This window comes from Solibacillus sp. FSL R7-0682 (assembly GCF_038005985.1).
Classification (GTDB): domain Bacteria; phylum Bacillota; class Bacilli; order Bacillales_A; family Planococcaceae; genus Solibacillus.
Map to the genome: position 1 here is coordinate 3,781,731 of NZ_JBBOUI010000001.1, position 15,730 is coordinate 3,797,460.

Annotated in this window: 18 protein-coding genes; 5 read left to right on the forward strand and 13 right to left on the reverse strand. The window is 37.5% G+C overall.

Going from position 1 to position 15,730, the window contains the following annotated elements; translation table 11 throughout:
• Positions 1-16: 16 nt before the first annotated feature.
• The 7 genes from MKZ17_RS18980 to MKZ17_RS19010 are packed head-to-tail and all read right to left on the reverse strand — an operon-like array spanning position 17 to position 5,803.
• Complete coding sequence (locus MKZ17_RS18980) at positions 17-409, reverse strand: Na+/H+ antiporter subunit G (RefSeq protein WP_340725268.1); 393 nt, start codon at positions 407-409, stop codon at positions 17-19.
• Positions 387-671 (reverse strand): Na(+)/H(+) antiporter subunit F1, encoded by a 285-nt coding sequence (locus MKZ17_RS18985; RefSeq protein WP_340725269.1) that lies wholly within the window; start codon positions 669-671, stop codon positions 387-389. The genes MKZ17_RS18980 and MKZ17_RS18985 overlap by 23 nt, the downstream gene beginning before the upstream one ends.
• A complete protein-coding gene (locus MKZ17_RS18990; protein WP_340725270.1) occupies positions 668-1,150 on the reverse strand; it encodes a Na+/H+ antiporter subunit E in 483 nt (160 codons plus the stop codon). Before MKZ17_RS18990 ends, MKZ17_RS18985 begins: the two co-directional genes overlap by 4 nt.
• Before the next feature lie 15 nt (positions 1,151-1,165).
• Complete coding sequence (locus MKZ17_RS18995; RefSeq protein WP_340725271.1) at positions 1,166-2,650, reverse strand: Na+/H+ antiporter subunit D; 1,485 nt, start codon at positions 2,648-2,650, stop codon at positions 1,166-1,168.
• A complete protein-coding gene (locus tag MKZ17_RS19000) occupies positions 2,643-2,981 on the reverse strand; it encodes a Na(+)/H(+) antiporter subunit C (RefSeq protein ID WP_340725272.1) in 339 nt (112 codons plus the stop codon). The genes MKZ17_RS18995 and MKZ17_RS19000 overlap by 8 nt, the downstream gene beginning before the upstream one ends.
• A 1-nt stretch (position 2,982) precedes the next feature.
• Complete coding sequence (locus MKZ17_RS19005; RefSeq protein WP_340725273.1) at positions 2,983-3,405, reverse strand: Na(+)/H(+) antiporter subunit B; 423 nt, start codon at positions 3,403-3,405, stop codon at positions 2,983-2,985.
• The gene (locus MKZ17_RS19010) at positions 3,395-5,803 is read right to left on the reverse strand and encodes a Na+/H+ antiporter subunit A (protein WP_340725274.1); all 2,409 of its coding nucleotides are present in this window, start codon (positions 5,801-5,803) and stop codon (positions 3,395-3,397) included. Before MKZ17_RS19010 ends, MKZ17_RS19005 begins: the two co-directional genes overlap by 11 nt.
• Before the next feature lie 427 nt (positions 5,804-6,230).
• Between MKZ17_RS19010 and MKZ17_RS19015 the strand changes: the two genes are divergently transcribed.
• Complete coding sequence (locus MKZ17_RS19015) at positions 6,231-6,914, forward strand: universal stress protein (protein WP_340725275.1); 684 nt, start codon at positions 6,231-6,233, stop codon at positions 6,912-6,914.
• Between the two features lie 369 nt (positions 6,915-7,283).
• Here MKZ17_RS19015 and MKZ17_RS19020 read toward each other — a convergent pair whose 3' ends face one another.
• Entirely contained in the window at positions 7,284-8,486 is a 1,203-nt protein-coding gene (locus MKZ17_RS19020) for an MFS transporter (RefSeq protein ID WP_340725276.1), read from the reverse strand.
• A gap of 82 nt (positions 8,487-8,568) precedes the next feature.
• Here MKZ17_RS19020 and MKZ17_RS19025 point away from each other — a divergent pair, with 82 nt between their 5' ends.
• Complete coding sequence (locus tag MKZ17_RS19025) at positions 8,569-9,270, forward strand: DUF421 domain-containing protein (RefSeq protein WP_445326931.1); 702 nt, start codon at positions 8,569-8,571, stop codon at positions 9,268-9,270.
• Between the two features lie 128 nt (positions 9,271-9,398).
• Here the strand turns inward: MKZ17_RS19025 and MKZ17_RS19030 are convergent, their stop codons facing one another.
• From MKZ17_RS19030 to MKZ17_RS19050, 5 genes are all read right to left on the reverse strand, one after another.
• Entirely contained in the window at positions 9,399-10,181 is a 783-nt protein-coding gene (locus MKZ17_RS19030; protein WP_340725277.1) for an ABC transporter permease subunit, read from the reverse strand.
• Positions 10,168-11,070, reverse strand: a complete 903-nt coding sequence (locus tag MKZ17_RS19035; protein ID WP_340725278.1) for an ABC transporter ATP-binding protein — start codon at positions 11,068-11,070, stop codon at positions 10,168-10,170. The genes MKZ17_RS19030 and MKZ17_RS19035 overlap by 14 nt, the downstream gene beginning before the upstream one ends.
• Positions 11,067-11,267 carry a PLD nuclease N-terminal domain-containing protein gene (locus MKZ17_RS19040; RefSeq protein WP_340725279.1) on the reverse strand — a complete coding sequence of 67 codons (201 nt, stop codon included), beginning with the start codon at positions 11,265-11,267 and terminating at the stop codon, positions 11,067-11,069. Before MKZ17_RS19040 ends, MKZ17_RS19035 begins: the two co-directional genes overlap by 4 nt.
• A 3-nt stretch (positions 11,268-11,270) precedes the next feature.
• On the reverse strand, positions 11,271-12,386 hold the full coding sequence (locus tag MKZ17_RS19045) for a helix-turn-helix domain-containing protein (protein WP_340725280.1): 1,116 nt from the start codon (positions 12,384-12,386) through the stop codon (positions 11,271-11,273).
• A gap of 149 nt (positions 12,387-12,535) precedes the next feature.
• Positions 12,536-13,486 (reverse strand): carbohydrate kinase family protein, encoded by a 951-nt coding sequence (locus tag MKZ17_RS19050; RefSeq protein WP_340725281.1) that lies wholly within the window; start codon positions 13,484-13,486, stop codon positions 12,536-12,538.
• A gap of 146 nt (positions 13,487-13,632) precedes the next feature.
• Between MKZ17_RS19050 and MKZ17_RS19055 the strand changes: the two genes are divergently transcribed.
• The 3 genes from MKZ17_RS19055 to MKZ17_RS19065 all read left to right on the forward strand — a co-directional run bounded on the left by MKZ17_RS19055 (position 13,633) and on the right by MKZ17_RS19065 (position 15,728).
• Positions 13,633-14,196, forward strand: a complete 564-nt coding sequence (locus MKZ17_RS19055) for a GNAT family N-acetyltransferase (protein ID WP_340725282.1) — start codon at positions 13,633-13,635, stop codon at positions 14,194-14,196.
• Between the two features lie 18 nt (positions 14,197-14,214).
• Entirely contained in the window at positions 14,215-15,135 is a 921-nt protein-coding gene (locus MKZ17_RS19060; protein ID WP_340725283.1) for a DMT family transporter, read from the forward strand.
• A 131-nt stretch (positions 15,136-15,266) separates the two neighbouring features.
• Complete coding sequence (locus MKZ17_RS19065) at positions 15,267-15,728, forward strand: DUF2975 domain-containing protein (protein ID WP_340725284.1); 462 nt, start codon at positions 15,267-15,269, stop codon at positions 15,726-15,728.
• Positions 15,729-15,730 lie beyond the last annotated feature (2 nt).

Here is a 15,730-nt window from a genome sequence, read left to right on the forward strand (position 1 = left end):
TATGTTTTAATTTTTACTATTTTAATTGTTCGATCTCTGATTTTACTCGTAGTTCTTCGTCATCAAACAGCACTGACTTTAATGCATCGTTACCTGAGCCTTCTGCTAAAGGAACGCGTGATCGATAAGCCGCGCGACATACTAAATGCCCTGCAACTGGTGCGGTAATGAAGACAAAAATAATTCCTAAAATTAAACGAATGCTGACGTAGCCATCGTGAATCCAAAAATATACGAACGCCCCAAACAACACACATAATACGGAAAGCGTTGCAGATTTTGTTGCTGCATGCGAGCGTGTGTATACGTCTGGTAAGCGAATCATTCCGAATGCACTTATGACACTTACAATCGAACCAAATAAAATGAGTAGTGCCGCCATTAACTCAATCAGCTGATTTACGTTCAACGATGACACCTCTTTCAATATATTTCGAGAACGCAATTGTCCCGATAAATGCTAAAATCCCTAATATTAAAATCGCTTCTAAAAAGGCCTTCGTTTTTAAAACAATCGACACAATCGCAATAGCTGATATTAAATTAACACCAATCGTATCGAGTGCAATTGCACGATCTGGCAAGGAAGGTCCTTTTATTACACGAAAAAGCGAGAGTGCTATTGCCACCATAAATAGGACAAGGGACGCTTTTAAAATCGTATCGATCATTGTGTCACCTCCAAAATAGCTGCCTCAAATTTCCCAATCGAACGAATTACTGTTTCCTTTGATTCCTCTATATCCATCGCATGAATATAGAACATTTTCCCGTCTTCTGAAACTTCCATTACAACTGAACCTGGTGTTAACGTTAAAAGTAAGGCCAGCGTTGTCACTTGCCAATCTCCTTCTAGACGCGTTTCGTATGTGAAAATGCCTGGTGTAATCTTTAATTGCGGATCTAGTACTTGCTTTAACACTTCAAAACTTGATAAAAGTAGCTCTCGAATAAATAGCAGGATGAGCTTAATAATTTTTAACACACGGCGTAAATAAAACTGCGTCCCGAAAAAGCGGTGCATTGCATATAAAATTAGCGTCCCGCCCAAAAAGCCCGACATAAATGTTGTGAAATCTGCATTGGGATCGTCTTTCAATAGAAACCATAACGCCGCAATAAATAAGTTAACAATAAATTGTCCTGACATGTGCTCACCCCTCCTTTATTTATTCGTATTTAAAATCGCATCAATATAAACGGACGGATTCACTAATGTATAGGCTGCATCTTCCACATAAATCGCGATGCCTTCTGCACCAACACCTAGGCCAATCATACAAATCGCTAACAATACGAACGATACCATTGCACCTCGTGGAATTGGCATTTTGTCCTCTTCACTAATCGTAGTTTCACCGAAGAATGACGCAAGGAAAATACGTAGAAGAGAGTAGAGAACGATGATACTTGAGCCAAAGCCCAATGCTAATAATACATACGAGCCAGTTTCAATTGCCCCTTGCCCGATTAATACCTTCCCAATAAAGCCACTTAATGGAGGTATACCAACAAGTGCACACATCGTTAAGAAGAATAACCAACCGAATAATGGGTAATTACGAATTAAACCGTTCATTTTTTTTACGACAATTTCACCTGTTAGCATAACCATCGTACCAATGAGTAAAAACAACATAGCTTTTGCGATCATATCGTGAATTAAATAGTAAACCGCACCAGCCACCGCTTCCTCTGTACCAATCGCTAATGCTAACAAAATAAAACCGACTCCAATAATGACATTATAGGTGGCAATTGTTCGCACATCTCGTCCTGATAATGCACCCAGACAACCTGCAATAATCGTTAAACCAGCCATGACACCAATAATCGTATGAGTTATGTCTGGTTGCAATGGGAACATTAATGTAAACGTACGAAATAATGCATAAATTCCGACCTTTGTAAGTAATGCGGCGAAAAGCGCTTGTACTGCAGTAGGTGGAACACTATATGAACCTGGAAGCCAGAAAAATAAAAGTAATCCGGCTTTTAGTGCAAAGACAATTAAAAAGATGATGGACACAAGTGTAAGAACCGGATCTTGCCCTGCCTCAGCCACACGCTGCGCAATATGTGCCATATTGAGTGTTTTGACTGTGCCATATAAGTACGCTAGCGCCACTAAAAACATCCAAGATGCCACTACATTAATGAGCACATATTTTAACGATTCGCGTAATTGAACCTTTTCTCCGCCAAGCGCAATTAATACATAGGATGCAAGCAACATCACTTCGAAGCAGACGAATAAGTTAAAAATATCGCCTGTCAAAAATGATCCATTAACTCCAGCAATTAAAAACAACACAAACGGGTAGAAATAATGTTTCTCACGTTCCTCCCCAATTGTAGAAAAGGCATATATTAAACAAATTGCTGTGACAATGCTTGCTGTTAATACGAGTAGTACTGAGAATGAATCCCCCACAAATAATATTCCAAACGGTGGTGCCCAGCCACTGAAGTCTAATCGTAAAATCCCTTCCGTTTGTATCAATTGGAGTAATACTACTGAAGTGATTGCTACAAAAACCATTGTCACTAAACTCACAATTCGCTGTAGTTTAATATAATCATGTAAAAAAACTAATAAAGCCGCCGTAATAATCGGCACAATTAACGGTAATACAAGAATGTTACTCATCTGATGACCCTCCAAGCTGTTGGAAATCATCCGAACCATTCGTTAAATACATACGATATGCTAGCACAAGTAAAAAGGCAGTTACCGCAAAACTAATTACGATTGCTGTCAAAATTAATGCTTGTGGAAGCGCATCTGTAAATGGTGCTGCCGCTTGACCTAACAACGGCACACTTCCTTTTTTCAAACCGCCTACTGTCAAAATTAGTAAATGCACAGCATGCGATAAAATAGCTGTCCCGACAATTACACGTAATACACTACGCGAGAGGATTAAATAAGTAGCGACTGCTACGAGTATGCCGACAAGCACGATCATTAACGACTCCATACTATTCATCCTCACTTATATTTAAAATAATTGTAACAAGTGTACCGATAACCGTTAGCGCCACACCTGCCTCAAACAATGTCACAGTAGATAAATGCTTTTCTCCAAGTAACGGAATGTCAAAATAGCCATCTGTTTGCGTTAAAAATGGAGCATCAACAAATATCGAGCCAATCGCAGTACCTGTAGCGAGCAACACCCCAATAGCTGCGACCTTTTTAAAATCGAAAGGCATTCCTTTATGCACTGTTTCAATGTCATAGGTTAAATACAGCAACACAATACCTGAACCAAGAACAAGCCCCCCGATGAAGCCGCCTCCTGGTGCATTATGTCCTGCAAAAAATAAATACATTCCGAGCGTAAAGACGATAAAGACAACGCCTCGTACGACCGTCTTCAAAATTACATCATTAATTTTCAACGTCTGCATCCCCCTTTTTCGCCTTTAGCTTAATGAGTGTGTAGACGCCAAGCCCTGCAATAAATAGCACGACTACTTCAAGCATTGTATCGAATGCACGGAAATCGCCTAAAATCGTATTCACGATATTTTTTCCACCAGCCAAGTTGTAGGAGTCCTCAAAATAAGCAGAAATTGGTTCGAATTTTTCATAATTCATAACTGTTAAGCCAATCAATGTAACAGTTGCACCAACAGCAATCGAAATCGTTGCTTTTGTTGCCCTCCAGCCCTTTGATACCTTTTCCTTTGAAAGCTTAGGTAAAAACTTGAAGGACAATAAAAACAGCGCTGTCGTAACTGATTCTACAACCAATTGTGTTAAAGCTAAATCTGGTGCTCGGAAGACAACGAAGAAGAACGCCACTGAATATCCAAGAACTCCATTTAATAACACGACGGTAATACGTTGCTTAGCAAATAAAATGGCCATTGCTGCAAATATCATCACGAACACTAAAATTAACTCATATGGTTCGATAACAGAATCCTTTGATGGATCCCAGCTAAATACATCTGCATAAATCATATAGCCTGCCAAAATAGCCACGAAGAATACATAAATATAGGTGAAGTAATAAGTTAAATTGCCATTCATATAACGCTTTGTTACGCGCTCTGAATAGTTTTCACTAAATCCAATTACACGCTCATATAAGCCATTAAGCGTATAGTTTGGTGGAATAAGCTGATACACTGGGCGCCACTTCTTTAGTGTCCGGTATAAGAAAATACCAGCTACAATAACACCAAATGTCATTATTAATTCCGTACTGATATAACCATGCCATGCTGAAATATGAGGCGTCATATCTTCTGTTGATGGGAACATTGGATAAATACTTGCCATCGCTGGTCTTAAAATATAATGACCGAGGACGTTCGGGAAAATAAAAATACCAATAACAAGCCCAATTAAAATATACGGTGAAATTAACATGCCGATTGGGGCCTCATGCGGTGGCTTCTCCAAACGATCTGGTTGAATTTTGCCGAAGAATGTTCGCATCACGATAATGACACAGTAAATAAACGTAAATACACTCGCTATCCATGCAACGATAGGAAATAATAATCCAACACTATTTAGTGAGAAAATATCAAGCTGCGTAATTTTTACTGTGGCCATAAAGAACATTTCTTTACTTAAGAAGCCGTTAAATGGTGGTAACCCTGCCATTGAGAAGCTACCAATGACGGCAATTGTAAAGGTAAAAGGCATGAGTGACATTAAACCACCTAAACGACGAATATCTCGTGTTCCAACTTCATGGTCGACAATACCAACCATCATGAATAATGCGCCTTTAAAAGTTGAGTGATTGATCAAATGGAATAGTGCAGCAAACGTCGCCTGCGTATAAATAATAGAACCTGTTGAATAACCTAAATGTAATGCAGCAGAACCGAGGCCAAATAAGCTCATAATTAATCCGAGCTGACTAATTGTAGAGTAAGCTAGTAATGCCTTTAAGTCATACTGACGGACCGCATTAAGTGAGCCCCAGAATAACGTTAAAATACCGACACCACTTACCATCCAGAACCATACTTCATGCCCTCCAAAAATCGGCGTCGTACGGGCTACTAAATAAATCCCGGCCTTTACCATCGTTGCGGAGTGTAAATAGGCAGAAACCGGTGTTGGTGCCTCCATCGCATCTGGTAACCAAATATGGAATGGGAATTGCGCGGACTTAGTAAAAGCACCAAGTAGCACTAATAACATTGCGGGAACAAACATTGCACTTGACTGAACAACATCTAAATTCGCTATAATTTCGCGAATACTAAATGTACCCGTCATTACATATAACATTAAAAAACCAGCAAGCATGGCAACGCCACCACTTACAGTGATGAGCATAGCCTTCCGTGCACCTGCACGTGAAGCTTTACGATGATGCCAAAATGCGATTAACAGGAATGACGAAACACTTGTCAACTCCCAAAACACATATAACACCATTAAATTATCTGAAAAGACAACGCCTAGCATAGCGCCCATGAAAAGTAATAAATAACAATAGAAATGATGTAGCGATTCTTTCGTTGATAAATAAAAAATAGAATATAATATAACTAAACTACCTACGCCCGTGATGAGTAAACCAAAAATCATACTCAAGCCGTCTAAGTAAGTTGTTATATTAATACCGAATGAGGGGATCCACTCGAATGTTTTAACAAATGTTTCGCCACTTGCGATTCGAGGGATATATGTAGCTAATAACGAAAATAAAACAACGGGTACTACTAAAACAAACCATCCTAAGTGAATGTTTTTGAATCGCCTGTATATTAGCGGAATCAATGCCGCAGCGATAAAGGGAAGTAAAATTGAAGATGCAACAATCAAAAGCAAAAACCTCCTAGAGTAAAGTCAATGTATATGATTTATATGATGTATAGTAAGGATGAAAAAGACAATCACACTTGACTATCCAATTAACTCAATTCATAATAATGTGGCATATGGAGAATCTATCTTCCAATACGAAAAATTTATCCGATAAAATATATCCAATAATAAATTATTATGGAAAATTTACTAAACATTAAAGAAACAGTACAGGTATAAGTATACAATAATAATGTGCTTAATGCACTGTAATAGCATTAGTTTTCTCTCATTTATGCTAAATTTCTCAATATCAATTACGTCTCGACGTAATTGTGTCTGGATTAGACTTTGTGCTTTCACAAAGATTCCATTCCAAAACTATGACATCTGCCAAAGTTTTTAATTCATTATCATAGGATAAGAAAAAGAGGTGCGAACTAAAATGAAACATGTAAAAGGTCGAATGGATGAAAGTATTTTAGTTTGTGTGTATTACGGACAAAACGGCGAACGCTTAATTCGTCGTGGACACAAACTAGCTACTTTACTAGACTGCCCACTATACGTGCTAACAGTCGATTCTAAGCCACTTGATGCATTTGATGCAGAAAAGTCCGGTTATATTGAACAGTGGGAACAGCTTACTAATGAATTAGAAGTGGAAAAATTCATCGTAAAAGACAATGAACGTCGCCCAATTCATAAAGTCATTACAGAAATTGCAATGGATTATAATATTACACAAATCATTGTAGGACAAAGTGCACAAAGTCGATGGGAAGAAATTACGAAAGGCTCTTTCTTAAATGTTTTACTGAAAGAAATTCCATTCGTCGATTTCCATATCGTATCAGTGAAACGTCCGAATGACGATGAGTTAATTGATATTTTTGAAAAAGGTGTACGTGCCTACCTAGTAGAAGAAAACGAGCATTATAAGGTTGCATTTACATGCCCGAAAATCATTTCAATCGAGGGGATATTCTTCAAGGAGATTGGAACAGATTTTGATAATGGTATTTTCAAATTTACGTATGACAACAAAATGTATGAAGTAAACATTACTGAAGGCATCGTTACAGATCCAGACCGTATTCCTGCTGCAGTACGGACTGCACAAGGATAATTCTTTAAAATAATATGTTCGTTAACTGCACTTCAATTGTTAAAAACAGAACAATTGAAGTGCAGTTTTTGCATTTAAATTATATGAACATAACTTCTCTAACATGCAACTTAATAATAGAATTAGAACAAATCAATATGCTACATCAAAAGTGCAAATGTGTGATTTTAAGTACAACGTAAAATCGCGGAGCGTCAAATTGAAAACGCGTTAAACGTGCTTAATTAAAGCAGCTTATAACTGAAAATCGCAAAACCATACTAGCACAGATAGACATTGAAAAAAGGGACAATACATTATATTAATATAGCCAATATCTCTACACAAAAATCGCGTACACGTGGACTGCCCTCGTGCACGCGATATTTTTTAAATTGCGACTTTGTCTTTCGGTAGGAAAAAGGCAACGAGTAAAAGTATGGTTAAGCAAGAAACAACAATCATTGTTGGCTCAATGCCAAATTGATCCATAAACATCCCAATTACTACAGAACCTATTGCACCCATACCAAATGCAACTCCAACCGTTAACCCTGCCATTGTCCCAATTTTTGTTGGGACAAGTTCTTGCGCGTATACTACTGTCACAGTAAAACTAATCATAATAAGCATTCCGATAATGCTTAAAAAGATCATAACGAGTGGTAACGGTAAAAAGGGTAATGCTAAACAAAGTGGGATGGGCCCTATGACAGAAATCAAAATTGCATTTTTTCTCCCAATTCGATCGGATAACGGCCCACCAAAAAATGTTCCTACAACCCCTAAACCCATGAAAATAAAAATTAGTAATTGTCCAAATTCAATTTTTATTTTGTACACTTCGATCAAATAAAACACGTAGAAACTTGTCATATTCGTCACATAAAATGAACGAGCGAAAATAATGACTAATAATAGCACAAGCGCCTTCCCTACTTGCCTTTTCGTCAATGGTGGTAGTGAAGAAACGAGCACTTTTTTAACATTAGATAATTTCTCTTCTTCAAGCTGACGCTTATACCATGCCGCAATTTTAGTTAATAAAAAAATACCAATCGATGTCAGTACTAAAACAAGCGCTACCCCATTCATACCAAAGGGCAAAATTAAAAATGCACTCAATAATGGCGCTAATGCTTGTCCCGAATTTCCGCCTACTTGATAAATGGACTGTGCCAATCCGCGCTTATTCCCTGCAGCCATAAATGATACACGGGAACCTTCGGGATGGAAAATTGCCGAGCCTATCCCTAAAAAGACGACAGACAATAAAATCATCCAATATTGATCAACGACAATTAGTAATGTTAAGCCGATAAAAGAACTTGTCATTCCTAATGGTAATGCATACGGAAACGGCTTTTTATCAGTCATAAATCCAACAGCTGGTTGCAACAAACTCGCAAATATATTTAATACAAATGAAATCATCCCTAGTTGTGTAAAAGTTAAGCCTAAATCACGCTCTAACAATGGGAACATCGCAGGAATTACGGCCTGCATCGTATCATTTATTAAATGACACACACCAATTGCAACCATGACTGGATAGATTGGATTCGATCGATGTTGTTGTGTAATAGTTGACATATTTTCACATTCTTTCTGATTACGTTAAATTCGTATAATTTCACCATCATTCGACCACTCTATCCGTTAAGGGAGTGATAAAATGGAACTAAATTTAGGTGAAATGCTTATCCGGACGAGTGTTGCATTTTTTGCTATTTTACTGCTTGCGCGCATAATAGGCAAAAAACAACTCAGTCAGCTCACTTTTTTCCACTATGTAACAGGTATTACATTTGGCTCGATTGCCGCTGAAATTTCGGCACAGGTAGAAACACCATTTTTAGATGGACTTGTCTCATTAACTTGGTGGACTGTTTTAACGATTTTTGTCAGTTTTTTATCACTTAAATCAAAAAAAGCCCGTGTCCTTTTTGACGATAAACCGATGATTGTAATTCAAAATGGTGTCATACTAAATGACAACTTAAAAAAATCAAGGCTTCATACCGATGAATTAACAATGATGTTACGGGAACAAAGCATATTTTCTTTAGACGAAGTACTTTATGCTGTTTTTGAAACAAATGGTCAGTTAAGTGTCTTGAAAAAACCACTTATGCGTACTGCTACAGCGGAAAATGTAAATGTCTCAGCACCTTCACCTCAATATTTACCAACAGAGCTCATTTCTGATGGGAAAATTATTTTAGAAAACTTAGCTGAACTCGAGCTTACGGAGGAATGGCTATTAAAAAAATTGTCCAAAAAAAATATTCATTCCGTTGAGGATGTTTATTATGCCCAAGTTTTAGAAAATGGTTCACTATATATTAGTATTAAAAATGCTAGTCCACCTTCATAATAACAGAGCATTGGTTATATTTTAGATAGCAAAGCAATAACGCCTCTTATTATAGTCTCAATTTTCTAAAAAGTTAACAAAAAAACACAAAGGACTTCCCTAAGCGAGAAATTCTTTGTGTTTTCTATTTATATTTTTAACATATTCATCCGTTTTTTACTTATCATAATTCCACTAATTATAGTAATAATTATTAGTACTACTACCGCACTAAACGTCCACCAATAATTTTTCATTAACACACTATCTGTTAACAGTGCTAAGCCATAATTTGATAGCTTCCAAGGCGTCACCGTCCAAAAGCTACCGATTAATGCATCCACTATAAGTCCAAATGGAATGAGTAACAGTGTAATCGTGGCAGCAACTGCTGTTGAAAAGGCAGCACTCATTGCGACGGTTATTGCCATTACAAAGAGGAGCCAAACACAGTATGTTGTGAGCATTGCCAAAAATTTCATCCAATCGACAGTTCCGTATAAGAGCACTGTATAATATATGCTGCCCATATAACCGGCTATTGCACTGATTACAGCTATAGCACTTGCCACTACCCATTTACTAAAAAATAGTGACGTAAATGAAATCGGTCTTACATATAACAACGTCGCTGTACCATTTTGACGTTCCCGACTAAAGATGCCAATATAAGCTGCAATTAATACAATTAGCCCGATGGATTGAAATTGACCAGTTGAAGCAGCTAATAAATCTGCAGGTTGGAATTCCGGTAAAGTCATCGAAAAACCTTCTGGCATATTGCCAACGGACTTCATAATATCATCCATAAAATAATTTACTAATGGATCACTAACACCAAGTAATATAAACACGAGCGGTATCCAAAGTATTTTAAAGCTTCTTACACTGTCCCGCCATTCTTTTAATAGTAACGTCCTAAATTGTTGCATTTATTCCCGCCACCTTCATAAAGATTTCCTCCAGACTTGCTACTTCACGTTCAACTTTCTCGACTTCGTAAGGCGAGGCTACTAGTCGTTGAAGCAATTGCTGCATCGTTGGCGCATCATTTAAAATGTCGACATAAACAATATTTTGCACAGCTGTTGCATGAAGCTGAGATTGGCTCGCAAATTGATGGGCCTGTGCTTCGTTCTTAAACTGTACTTTATAGCGTGGTAGCTCAAACTTTGCCTTTACTTGCTCGAGTGAGCCTTGTTCCACTAATTGACCATTTCGCATAAACAACAATTGGTCGGTCATCTCTTCTGCGTCATTTAAAATGTGTGTGGAATATAAAATTGTCGTGTGCTGTTGAATTTCCTTTAATAAATTCATAATTTCCCTACGCCCGACTGGATCAAGCGCTGACACTGGTTCATCTAACAAAAGTAGCTTCGGCTTATGAATTAATGCTTGTGCAATGCCTAAACGTTGCTTCATTCCCCCAGAAAAAGTTGCTGTCTTTTTTTTCATTGCATCCCCAAGCCCTACGAACTCAAGCATTCTTTGACTTTCCTTCTTAATTGTTCGCTTCTCTAATCCACTTAAACTAGCTACCATTTGTAAATATTCTATTGCAGTTAACCAAGAATAATATTGAGGATATTGCGGTAAAAAGCCAATTGCTGTTCGCACGTCTGTTACCCCTGGCATGTAAATAGCTCCTGCTGATTGTGGAAGTAAGCCTGCTAACATCGATAACGTCGTCGTCTTTCCGGCACCGTTTGGACCAATAAGTGCCGTAGCTGTACGTGCTTCTAAAGTAAACGAAATATTATCGACAACCACATTCTCTCCATATCGCTTCGTCAGTTGCTTTACTTCAATGCAACTCATGTATTTTTACGCCCGATTAAAAAGTAAAGAATTGGTCCAATTGTATTAACAACTAATGAAACAACAATCCACACCCATTTTGGACCGCGCGTTTCATGGGCACGCACAATATCAATAATCGCAACTGCCGCTAAAACAAATTGTAAAATAAGTAATGGGGCAATCAATGCCCACGGAATATTTAGGATTTCTTCCATTTGTTATTCCTCCCGTAATCGTAAATAATGTTTTAAATTCCTTAGTACCAATTGGTAGCGCGTATCCATTTGTAGCGCTGCAAACAATGGATTTTTCGCCACACTTTCATACAATGCCTTTTTAATCGTTTGATCATCGCGTGGTGCCTGTGAGCTTAATAGTACTTCACGCTCAATCCAATTTTCTAATAAGTAAAAAAAGTTATCTCCTTGAAGACGAATAGGAAATGTAATACTCATACATGTTTTAACATAGTTTTCGATGCAAACAAACGCATCATCCAATCGTTGTTGCATCGCATAGCCACTAGCTGCCTTAATGTAAAACACAAGCGCTGTATTTGCATTTAGCTTATTCAATTCAAATGTTTCTAACAATACATTAATCCGGCGAACTGTTTCATCAAAATAAGCAGGATGATCAATTTCAAGCAAAATCGTTTCAGAAGCATTCGATACGACCGATAATAGTTGCTGATACATATTGACTTGCAAAATTTCCTTCGCTTTGTCCGTGTTACCGAGCATTTTTTGCGCTGTTGCTACAAGCTCTTCGACACCCAATTTTATTGATACATCCTCACCTAATAGCTCAAGTACTTGCTTTGCATCACCTTTCATAATATAGACAAGCGCTTCTAACATAAGTGCCTCATTTGCAAGTTTGTAATCCCCGCTATGAAGCTTCACGCGGATACATAATGCTAACACCTTCTCAAGTAATACCGCTTTATTCGTTGCTACGTCAGAATAATTCACATACAGTTGCGCCATTTTTAAAATAAGTGGAAAGCAGGAATAATATTCTGTTAAAAGCGTATCAATTTCTTTATCTACTTCTTCAAAAGGTTTGGTAGCAAATGCTTGTGCAAGTGTTGCATACGTTTCTAAAATGCGTTGTTCGGTCATTTGTGGCTCATAACCAAGTAATTCATCAATCGATACATTAAAATAGGCAGCGAGCTTTGGGAGCAGTAAAATATCCGGATAACTTAGTCCCTTTTCCCATTTTGAAACGGCTGCTCTTGACACCCCAACATAGCGTGCGATTTCCTCTTGTGTAACATTTAATGCCTTACGTCTCGTCGTAAAGATTGTGGCAAATTGAAAGCTATTCATTGTACTCACCTCTATAATTTCATTATATGAAAAAATTCTCACTCATTATAGCGAATCGTCGTTACAATTCTCGACTTTTGTCAACTACAAGTTACGCATATATAAAAAAGAAGACAAACTCAAAGTTCTCTCAAGTTTGTCTTCATCGATTATTCTTCTATTAAATGCTTAATTTCTTCATAGCTTGGTAAGGCAGTTAAGGCACCTGGCTTTGTTGCAGCCATTGCGCCAAGCTTATTACTAAACGACACACACTTTACTAAATCTTCCTTCACAGTTGGTAAACCATTATAGTGAACATAGCGTAAAATGCCAGCCATGAAAGCATCTCCAGCACCAGTTGTATCAACTGGTACAACCTTCTCTACTGGCACATGCGTTATTTCTCCATTTAATACCGCAAATGCACCATCTGCACCAACCGTTACTAAAATTATTGGCACTAATAGCTCGTCTAATTTTGCTAAGCCTTCTTCAATCGTTTCTGTCTCCGTTAAGAAAAATAATTCTTCATCCGTAAGCTTTAATATATCCGCATCTTCAAAAAATGCAGAAATTGTTTCCCTACATTGCTTTTCTGAGTCCCAGCGTAACGGTCGAATATTGGCATCAATCGCAATAATGGCACCCTTTTCCTTTGCCATATCTACAGCTGCACGTGTTGTAGCTAATGCAGTTGGCTCAAACATCGTACCTGAGCATACATTTAAGAGCGATGCACGCTTGAAAGCCTCTTCCTGCAATTGCTCCGGTGTCACTTGTAAATTTGGTGTCTCATCGACATAGTCTTTAAATACGCGCTCACAGTTTTCTGTTAAATGGACATACACACCGCTAACACGCTTTGAAGGATCATATACGGCATAATCTAAATTAACGCCTTCTTTTGCGATTTCTTGACGACAAAATTCCGATGTTTCGTCATCTCCAGTAATCGTAATTAAAGCTGACGGTGCGCCAATTCGACTAATTCCTGCCGCGACATTAATCGTTGCACCACCTAAATATTTTGTAAATGTCGTATTCGTTTTGTCATTAGCAATATAATCAACGAATGCATCTCCGTATACTAAGATGAATTCTTTGTCTGACTGACTCATGAGTTGTCTAACCTCCGACTTTATTATCATTTAAATTTACCACAAATAATATATATTTATAAAGCTTTATACTATTCTGAATCGATTGATTTTTCCTTCTCGTTCATTATTCTGTTATACTTTGTTCGATAAGGAGAGGATTTGAAATGTCCATTTTAATAAGACAAGCTCAAATAACTGAAGCAAGTGCAATTGCTCCTCTAATTTATGATGCGATTGGTGACATTGCAAATAATTTGACTGGAGAGCACGAATTACAAAAAATTTTGGCTTCTTTAGAGCAGTTAATAAAGCAAACAACAAATCGACACAGTTATTTAAATACGTATGTAGCTGTACAAGAAGAATACGTTCTTGGTATCGTCGTTTTATATGATGGGAAACAAGGAAAAGTACTTGATCGTCAGCTTGAGGCACAGCTAGCAACTAAAATGATCCATGTCTCATTAGACGTAGAGGCACATGATGATGAGTATTACATTGATACAGTTTGTGTATCAGAAAAGGCTCGTGGACGAGGTATCGGGACAAAGCTTCTCCAATTTGCAGAACAGCAAGGAAAAGAGCTAGGCTACGACAAAATTTCGCTTAATGTTGAGCTTGAAAAAGTTGATGCACGCCGTTTATATGAACGGATGGGCTATGTTGTGACAGAACCTTGGACAATTATAGAAGAACCGTTTCATCATATGGTGAAATTGCTTCATTAGAATAGGAAGAAAAATATTATGAAATATACTTGGATATACCCTTTACTTATTGTCATCGCTTCAAGTAGCTATGGGATTTTATCAACAATTGTAAAGGTTGCAATGCAGCATGGCTTTACATCTTCAGAAGCGATTACAAGCCAGTATGTTTTTGGCTTTTTGCTGGCCCTAATTTTATTTATTACAACACAACGTACACTACCAAAATTAACAAAATCCGGCGTAATTACATTAGTCCTTGCTGGTATATTAACGGCGATTACTGGGATTGTTTATGGAGAATCTCTTAACTATTTACCAGCATCACTCGCAGTTGTAATGCTGTTCCAATTCACTTGGATCGGACTATTCATAGATTGTGGCATAAAAAAACGATTCCCTAGCCGAATCGAGTTAATTTCTTTAGCCTTTTTAATCGCTGGTACAATTTTTGCGGCGGGTATACTTGATGTCGATTTATCACAAATTGCATGGCAAGGCTGGGCACTTGGTTTAGCTGCTGCCTTTAGTTTTGCTGCCTTTTTACAAGTAAACTCTCGACCAGTAGAAGGTGTGACAACGATTGGTCGAACATTTATTTTATCTATCATTTCATTAGTTGTTATTTCGGTCTTTTTATCGCCAGAAATTATATGGAATGGACAAATTGCAAATGGCTTATGGAAGTTTGGTATAGTGCTTGGACTATTCGGCATTATTTTACCTATCCTTTTGTTTTCAATTGCTGCTCCAAAAGTTGGGGGCGCACTCGTATCTATTTTAAGTGCAATGGAATTACCGGTAGCCATTATTGTTTCAGTCATTGTATTACATGAAAGCTTGACCCTTTTACAGGTTGGGGGCATCATTCTCGTCTTAATCGGCATGATTTTGCCGTCCTATTTTTCGTCTAAAAAATATACGGTAAAGCAACGCAACGAGGAAGCTATGATTAAATAGAATAAACTACTCCGAGGTTAAATGTTCAACAAGTTACAAATGAACATTTATCCTCTTTTCCATTTGTATTTTAGGAACATTTGGAATTAACTTCCGTCTTATTGATAATGATAAAATCCGGGAGGTCGAATATGCAAAAAGTCAATGCTACTCTTTTAAGCTTAGCCATTGTTTTAATAGGTATAATCATTTTGTTATTGTGTGTGTTTGTTTTACCGAAGGTGGCGGATGAAACCGCGCTCATACACCCTGAAGTTGCGTATTTAAAATATCCAATTTTACTAGGCATGTATGCAACAGCAATACCTTTTTTGTATGCTATCTATGAAACAGTAAGCATAATCCGCATCACTCGAAATAAATCTATATTTTCATGTCGCATCATTCAAGGCTTAAATCATATTAAATATTGTGCATTTGTCATTATTGGCTTATATGTTATAGGGATATTTATGCTTGATGCTGCAAATGCGTTCCCTCCAATAGTTGCCGTAATGGGATTCGGCATACTTTTAGTTACAACTACGGTAGCTTTAGGTGCTGCTTTTATAAAAAATGTGCTCATAAAACATCAATTGAAATTATCTAATTAATA

Coding starts and splice junctions, on each gene's coding strand:
- MKZ17_RS18985 (WP_340725269.1), bottom strand. CDS start 671: ATGATCGATACGATTTTAAAAGCGTCCCTTGTCCTATTTATGGTGGCA.
- MKZ17_RS18990 (WP_340725270.1), bottom strand. CDS start 1,150: ATGTCAGGACAATTTATTGTTAACTTATTTATTGCGGCGTTATGGTTT.
- MKZ17_RS18995 (WP_340725271.1), bottom strand. CDS start 2,650: ATGAGTAACATTCTTGTATTACCGTTAATTGTGCCGATTATTACGGCG.
- MKZ17_RS19000 (WP_340725272.1), bottom strand. CDS start 2,981: ATGGAGTCGTTAATGATCGTGCTTGTCGGCATACTCGTAGCAGTCGCT.
- MKZ17_RS19015 (WP_340725275.1), top strand. CDS start 6,231: ATGAAACATGTAAAAGGTCGAATGGATGAAAGTATTTTAGTTTGTGTG.
- MKZ17_RS19020 (WP_340725276.1), bottom strand. CDS start 8,486: ATGTCAACTATTACACAACAACATCGATCGAATCCAATCTATCCAGTC.
- MKZ17_RS19025 (WP_445326931.1), top strand. CDS start 8,569: ATGGAACTAAATTTAGGTGAAATGCTTATCCGGACGAGTGTTGCATTT.
- MKZ17_RS19030 (WP_340725277.1), bottom strand. CDS start 10,181: ATGCAACAATTTAGGACGTTACTATTAAAAGAATGGCGGGACAGTGTA.
- MKZ17_RS19035 (WP_340725278.1), bottom strand. CDS start 11,070: ATGAGTTGCATTGAAGTAAAGCAACTGACGAAGCGATATGGAGAGAAT.
- MKZ17_RS19040 (WP_340725279.1), bottom strand. CDS start 11,267: ATGGAAGAAATCCTAAATATTCCGTGGGCATTGATTGCCCCATTACTT.
- MKZ17_RS19045 (WP_340725280.1), bottom strand. CDS start 12,386: ATGAATAGCTTTCAATTTGCCACAATCTTTACGACGAGACGTAAGGCA.
- MKZ17_RS19050 (WP_340725281.1), bottom strand. CDS start 13,486: ATGAGTCAGTCAGACAAAGAATTCATCTTAGTATACGGAGATGCATTC.
- MKZ17_RS19055 (WP_340725282.1), top strand. CDS start 13,633: ATGTCCATTTTAATAAGACAAGCTCAAATAACTGAAGCAAGTGCAATT.
- MKZ17_RS19060 (WP_340725283.1), top strand. CDS start 14,215: ATGAAATATACTTGGATATACCCTTTACTTATTGTCATCGCTTCAAGT.
- MKZ17_RS19065 (WP_340725284.1), top strand. CDS start 15,267: ATGCAAAAAGTCAATGCTACTCTTTTAAGCTTAGCCATTGTTTTAATA.